Source organism: Burkholderiales bacterium (genome assembly GCA_023511995.1).
Classification (GTDB): domain Bacteria; phylum Pseudomonadota; class Gammaproteobacteria; order Burkholderiales; family Thiobacteraceae; genus Thiobacter.
Window position 1 is genome coordinate 44,647 of sequence record JAIMAL010000019.1, and the last position, 6,400, is coordinate 51,046.

The following is a 6,400-nucleotide window of genomic DNA, read 5'->3' on the forward strand; positions in this document are numbered from 1 at the left end:
CTTTCCTCATAAGGAGTAGTTGGACATGAGTGCGAAAGAAGTCAAATTCCATGATTCCGCCCGTGCCCGTATCGTCCGCGGGGTGAACATTCTGGCCGACGCGGTGAAGGTCACCCTGGGCCCCAAAGGCCGCAACGTGGTGATCGAGCGTTCCTTTGGTGCGCCGGTAATCACCAAGGATGGGGTGTCCGTGGCCAAGGAGATCGAACTCAAGGACAAGTTCGAGAACATGGGCGCGCAGATGGTGAAGGAAGTGGCCTCCAAGACCGCGGATGTGGCGGGGGATGGCACCACCACTGCCACCGTGCTCGCCCAGGCCATCGTTCAGGAGGGCATGAAATACGTTGCCGCGGGCATGAACCCCATGGACCTCAAACGGGGGATCGACAAGGCCGTGCACACCGTGGTGGAGGAACTGAAGAAGCTCTCCAAGCCGGTGACCACCAGCAAGGAAATCGCCCAGGTGGGCGCCATCTCCGCCAATGCGGACGAATCCATCGGCAAGATCATCGCCGACGCCATGGACAAGGTGGGCAAGGAAGGCGTGATCACGGTGGAGGACGGCAAATCCCTGGAGAACGAGCTGGAAGTGGTGGAGGGCATGCAGTTCGACCGGGGTTATCTGTCGCCTTACTTCATCAACAATCCGGACAAGCAGACGGCCGTGCTGGAGGACGCGCTGATCCTCATCCATGACAAGAAAATCTCCAGCATTCGCGACCTGCTGCCGGTGCTGGAGGAGGTGGCGAAGGCCGGCAAGCCGCTGCTCATTATCGCCGAGGATGTGGAAGGCGAGGCCCTGGCCACCTTGGTGGTCAACGCCATGCGCGGCGTGCTCAAAGTGGCGGCGGTCAAGGCGCCAGGCTTCGGTGACCGGCGCAAGGCCATGTTGCAGGACATTGCCATCCTCACCGGCGGTACCGTCATCTCCGACGAAGTGGGCCTCAGCCTGGAGAAAACCAAGCTCGCCGATCTCGGTCGCGCCAAGCGGGTGGAGGTGCACAAGGAGAACACCATCATCATCGATGGTGCGGGCGAGAAATCCAAGATCGAGGCGCGCATCAAGCAGATCCGTGCCCAGATCGAGGAGGCCACCAGCGACTACGACAAGGAGAAGCTGCAGGAGCGGCTGGCGAAGCTTGCCGGTGGCGTGGCGGTGATCAAGGTGGGTGCCGCCACGGAAGTGGAGATGAAGGAGAAGAAGGCGCGGGTGGAAGACGCGCTGCATGCCACGCGGGCGGCGGTGGAGGAAGGCATCGTGCCCGGTGGCGGCGTCGCCCTGCTGCGCGCCTCCAAGGCCGTGGCCGCCCTCAAGGGCGACAACCACGATCAGGACTGTGGCATCAAGATCGTGCTGCGTGCTCTGCAGGAGCCCCTGCGCCAGATCGTGGCCAACTGTGGCGAAGAGCCTTCCGTGGTAGTCAACCGGGTCATGGAGGGCAGTGGCAACTTCGGCTACAACGCCCAGACCGGCCAGTATGGCGACATGATGGAGATGGGGGTGCTGGATCCCACCAAGGTGACCCGCTCCGCCCTGCAGAATGCCGCTTCCGTGGCCGGCCTGATCCTCACCACGGACGCCACCATCGCCGAGGCGCCGAAGGAGGAGAAGGCCAGCACGCCGGCCATGCCGGAAATGGAGTACTGATCCCCTGATGCCGGCCCAACCCTCCCCTCGTGGGAGGGGTTTTTTTTGTTCCCGGGAAGGGGGCGAAGGGCAAAAGGCGCGTTTTGCGGTTGCACTTTGCGGCCCTCCCGCCTATCATTAGCACTCACCAGACTTGAGTGCTAACAATCCTCCCCGGCGGCGTGTTGGGCACTTTACGCAGCTCGCGGCCGCCGGCAACCCTTTTTTGAAGGAAACAGACTGAAGAAGGAGAACGCAACATGAAAATCCGACCCCTGCATGACCGCGTCATCGTCAAGCGTGTGGAGGAAGAGCGTCGCACCGCCTCCGGTATCGTCATTCCCGACACCGCGGCGGAGAAGCCGGATCAGGGCGAAGTCATCGCCGTCGGCCCCGGCCGGCGGGACGATTCTGGCAAGCTGATCCCCATGGACGTGAAGGTGGGTGACCGGGTGTTGTTCGGCAAATATGCCGGCCAGACCGTCAAGGTGGAAGGCGAGGAACTGCTCGTGATGCGCGAAGAAGACATCATGGGTGTGATCGAGAAGTAATGGAGACGTTTCTGCCACGGTGGACGCATGCTGTTGCGTGCGCGCGGTGGTGAATGGACTTTCAGGAGAGATAAATGGCTGCCAAAGACGTGAAATTCGGTGATGTCGCCCGCCACAAGATGGTTGCCGGCGTCAACATTCTGGCCGATGCGGTGAAGGTCACCCTCGGCCCCAAAGGCCGCAACGTGGTGCTGGAGCGCTCCTTCGGCGCGCCCACCATCACCAAGGACGGGGTGTCCGTGGCCAAGGAGATCGAACTCAAAGACAAGTTCGAGAACATGGGCGCGCAGATGGTGAAGGAGGTCGCCTCCAAGACCTCCGATGTGGCAGGCGATGGCACCACCACCGCCACCGTGCTCGCCCAGGCCATCCTCAAGGAGGGCATGAAATATGTCGCCGCGGGCATGAACCCCATGGACCTCAAGCGGGGGATCGACAAGGCCGTCGCTGCCACCGTGGAGGAGCTCAAAAAGATTTCCAAGCCCTGCACCACCAGCAAGGAAATCGCCCAGGTGGGCGCCATTTCGGCCAACTCCGATGAATCCATCGGCAAGATCATCGCCGATGCCATGGAAAAGGTGGGCAAGGAAGGCGTGATCACCGTCGAGGACGGCTCCGGCCTGGAAAACGAGCTGGAAGTGGTGGAGGGCATGCAGTTCGACCGGGGTTATCTGTCCCCCTACTTCATCAACAATCCCGATCGCCAGCTTGCCGTGCTGGACAATCCCTTCGTCCTGCTCCACGACAAGAAAATCTCCAGCATCCGCGATCTGCTGCCCATCCTCGAGCAGGTGGCCAAGGCGGGGCGGCCGCTGCTCATCATCGCCGAGGATGTGGAGGGCGAGGCCCTCGCCACCCTGGTGGTCAACAACATCCGCGGCATCCTCAAGACCTGCGCCGTCAAGGCGCCCGGCTTCGGTGACCGGCGCAAGGCCATGCTGGAGGACATCGCCATCCTCACCGGCGGCACGGTGATCGCCGAGGAAGTGGGGCTTACCCTGGAGAAGGCCACCCTGGCGGACCTGGGCCAGGCCAAGCGCATCGAGGTGGCGAAGGAACACACCACCATCATCGATGGTGCCGGCAAACCGGAAAACATCCAGGCCCGCGTCAAGCAGATCCGCAAGCAGATCGAAGAGGCCACCAGCGACTACGACAAGGAGAAGCTGCAGGAGCGAGTGGCGAAGCTTGCCGGTGGCGTGGCGGTGATCAAGGTGGGTGCCGCCACGGAAGTGGAGATGAAGGAGAAGAAGGCGCGGGTGGAAGACGCGCTGCATGCCACGCGGGCGGCGGTGGAGGAAGGCATCGTGCCCGGTGGCGGCGTCGCCCTGCTGCGCGCCTCCAAGGCCGTGGCCGCCCTCAAGGGCGACAACCACGATCAGGACTGTGGCATCAAGATCGTGCTGCGTGCTCTGCAGGAGCCCCTGCGCCAGATCGTGGCCAACTGTGGCGAAGAGCCTTCCGTGGTAGTCAACCGGGTCATGGAGGGCAGTGGCAACTTCGGCTACAACGCCCAGACCGGCCAGTATGGCGACATGATGGAGATGGGGGTGCTGGATCCCACCAAGGTGACCCGCACCGCCCTGCAGAATGCCGCTTCGGTAGCCGGCCTCATGCTCACCACCGACTGCATGGTCGCCGAGGTGCCGGAGGAGAAACCGGCGGCCGGCGGCGGTGGCATGGGCGGCATGGGTGGCATGGACATGATGTGACCGCCAAGGTCCCAGGCAAAGAACCCCGCGCGAAGCGGGGTTCTTTTTTTTTGGGGGGGTCAAGAATCGCCGCCGGCGGCCGTTAGAGGGTCATGCCCCCCGGGCCGGATTTGCCGTTATCATGTGCCGCTTCAGTCGGTTTTCGCCGGCGGGGGCCCGGGTGGCGGGTGGGCGCGCCTGCCGCCCTTGTGCTGATCCCATGTCCGAAAGCGCTTTTTCCTTTTCCCGCTCCGCGCGCACCCTGATTGCGGGGTTTGCCGTGGTCTGTCTGCTGCTTGCCGTGGTGGGGGCCACGGCGCTGTGGCAGATGCGCGAAACCAACGCGCGGCTTGCCCGCATCGTCGAGGAGGCCAACGCCAAAATCACCCATGTCAACGCCATGCAGTCCGCCTCCCGGGAGCGGGCGCTTGCGGTCCAGTCCATGTTGCTTTCCACGGACCCCTTCGAGCGGGACGCGCTGATGTTGCGCTTCCGGGAGTATGGCGCCGAATTCGTCCGCCACCGCGATGCCCTGAGGGCCCTGCCCTTGACCGAGGTGGAGCGGCAGGCGCTGGAGGCGGCCCGGCAGAAAATCCGCACCTCCACGGCCCTCATGGAGGAGGTGGTGCAGCTTCTGGAGGAAAACCGCGACTTCGAGGCGGATCGTCTCCTGCTTGAGCAGGCGTTGCCCGCGCAGCAGGCGGTCTATGGCCATTTCCGTGAACTCCTCGCGCTGCAGGAGGAAGCCAGCGCGCAGGCGGCAGCGGAGGCGCGGCGCAGTTATCAGTTTGCCTTCGGCCTGGTCATGTTGCTGGGTCTTTCCGCCTTGGGCCTGGCGGTGATCGTCTCCGTGCGTGTGGTGCGCCGCACCCTTGCTGCCGAGCGTGCCCTGGCCCAAGAACGGGATCGCGCGGAAATCACCCTGCATTCCATCGGCGATGCGGTGATCAGTACCGATGCCGCCGGCCGCATCCTCCACCTCAACCCCATGGCGGAACGGCTGACCGGCTGGTCATTGGCCGAGGCGAAGGGGCGGGAGGTGGATGAAATCTACCGCGTCGTGGATGAACGGGACCGCCGGCCTCTTAAGCGCGCCATCCAGGCGGCGTTGGGTAATGATCCCACGACCGTCACGCCCACCATGCCGCTCCTCATCAGCCGCAAGGGCGCGGAATACGCCATCGAGCAGACGGTCTCCCCCATCCGCGCCGGGGACGGGCGCATCCTGGGCGCGGTAGTGGTCTTCCGCGACGTCACCACGGAACGCACCCTCGCCCAGGAGCTGGCCTGGCAGGCGAGCCACGATGCCTTGACCGGTCTCGTCAACCGGCACGAATTCGAACGGCGCCTTTCCGTTTTGGCCGAGCGGGCGCGCAGTGGCAAGGAACATCACGTGCTGCTCTATCTCGATCTCGACCAGTTCAAGCTGGTCAACGACGTCTGCGGCCACATCGCCGGTGACGAGCTTTTGCGCCAGTTGGCGGCGGTGCTGAGACAGAAGCTGCGGGCGGAAGACACCCTGGCCCGCCTCGGGGGTGACGAGTTCGGAGTGCTCCTGCCCGGCCGCAGCAGCGTAGAGGGGGTGGCGGTGGCGGAACATCTGCGGCAGGAAATCGCCGAGTTCCGCTTCGTCTGGGAAGACAAGACCTTCACCGTGGGCGCTTCCGTCGGCGTGGTGGAGCTGGGCCCCCACTGCGGGGGGCTCGCTTCGGTGCTGGCTGCTGCCGACACCGCCTGTTACATGGCGAAGGAACGGGGACGCAACCGGGTCTTCGTCCACCGGGCGGCCGATGCCGATGTGCGCCGGCGTCATGGGGAAATCGAATGGGTGGACCGTTTGACCCGCGCCTTCGAGGAGGGACGTTTCCGCCTTTATTTCCAGGAAATTCATCCCCTGCCCCTGGGTCAGCCGTGCCGCCGGCGGGAAATCCTGCTGCGCATGGTGGATGGCGATGGGCAGCTGGTGCCCCCCATGGCCTTCATCCCTGCCGCGGAACGCTACAACCTCATGCCCACCCTGGACCGCTGGGTGGTGCGCACTACCTTCGAGTGGCTGGCACGCAACCGCGATGGCCTGTGCCCCGATGCCCTGCTTTCCATCAATCTGTCCGGCCAGTCCCTCGGGGATGAGGCCTTCGGCGATTTCGTTCTCGATGAAATCCGCAAGCGGGGGATCGACGCCCGCCACATCTGCTTCGAAATCACAGAGACGGTGGCCATCGCCAACCTCTCCCGCGCGCTGCGTCTGATGAACACCTTGCGCGCCGCCGGCTGCCGTTTCTCCCTCGACGATTTCGGCAGCGGCATGTCCTCCTTCGCTTACCTCAAGACCCTGCCCGTGGATTCCATCAAGATCGACGGTGGCTTCGTGCGCGACATGCTCACCGATGCGGTGGATTTCGCCATGGTGGAGGCGATCACGCGGATCGGCCATGTGATGGGGCTTGCCACCATTCGCGGATTCAAGTTTGAAGTGCAATTTTGATTAACGGGTAGGTGGGTCAGAATGTGCGAGCATTTTGCCCCATCAA

At 63.8% G+C, this 6,400-nt stretch carries 4 protein-coding genes; all 4 read left to right on the forward strand.

Going from position 1 to position 6,400, the window contains the following annotated elements:
* Positions 1 to 25: 25 nt before the first annotated feature.
* The gene (groL, locus tag K6T56_10205) at positions 26 to 1,648 is read left to right on the forward strand and encodes a chaperonin GroEL (protein ID MCL6556722.1); all 1,623 of its coding nucleotides are present in this window, start codon (positions 26 to 28) and stop codon (positions 1,646 to 1,648) included.
* A 239-nt stretch (positions 1,649 to 1,887) separates the two neighbouring features.
* Complete coding sequence (gene groES, locus K6T56_10210; GenBank protein MCL6556723.1) at positions 1,888 to 2,178, forward strand: co-chaperone GroES; 291 nt, start codon at positions 1,888 to 1,890, stop codon at positions 2,176 to 2,178.
* A 74-nt stretch (positions 2,179 to 2,252) separates the two neighbouring features.
* A complete protein-coding gene (gene groL / locus K6T56_10215; GenBank protein MCL6556724.1) occupies positions 2,253 to 3,890 on the forward strand; it encodes a chaperonin GroEL in 1,638 nt (545 codons plus the stop codon).
* Positions 3,891 to 4,089: 199 nt separating this feature from the next.
* Complete coding sequence (locus K6T56_10220) at positions 4,090 to 6,354, forward strand: EAL domain-containing protein (GenBank protein MCL6556725.1); 2,265 nt, start codon at positions 4,090 to 4,092, stop codon at positions 6,352 to 6,354.
* Positions 6,355 to 6,400 lie beyond the last annotated feature (46 nt).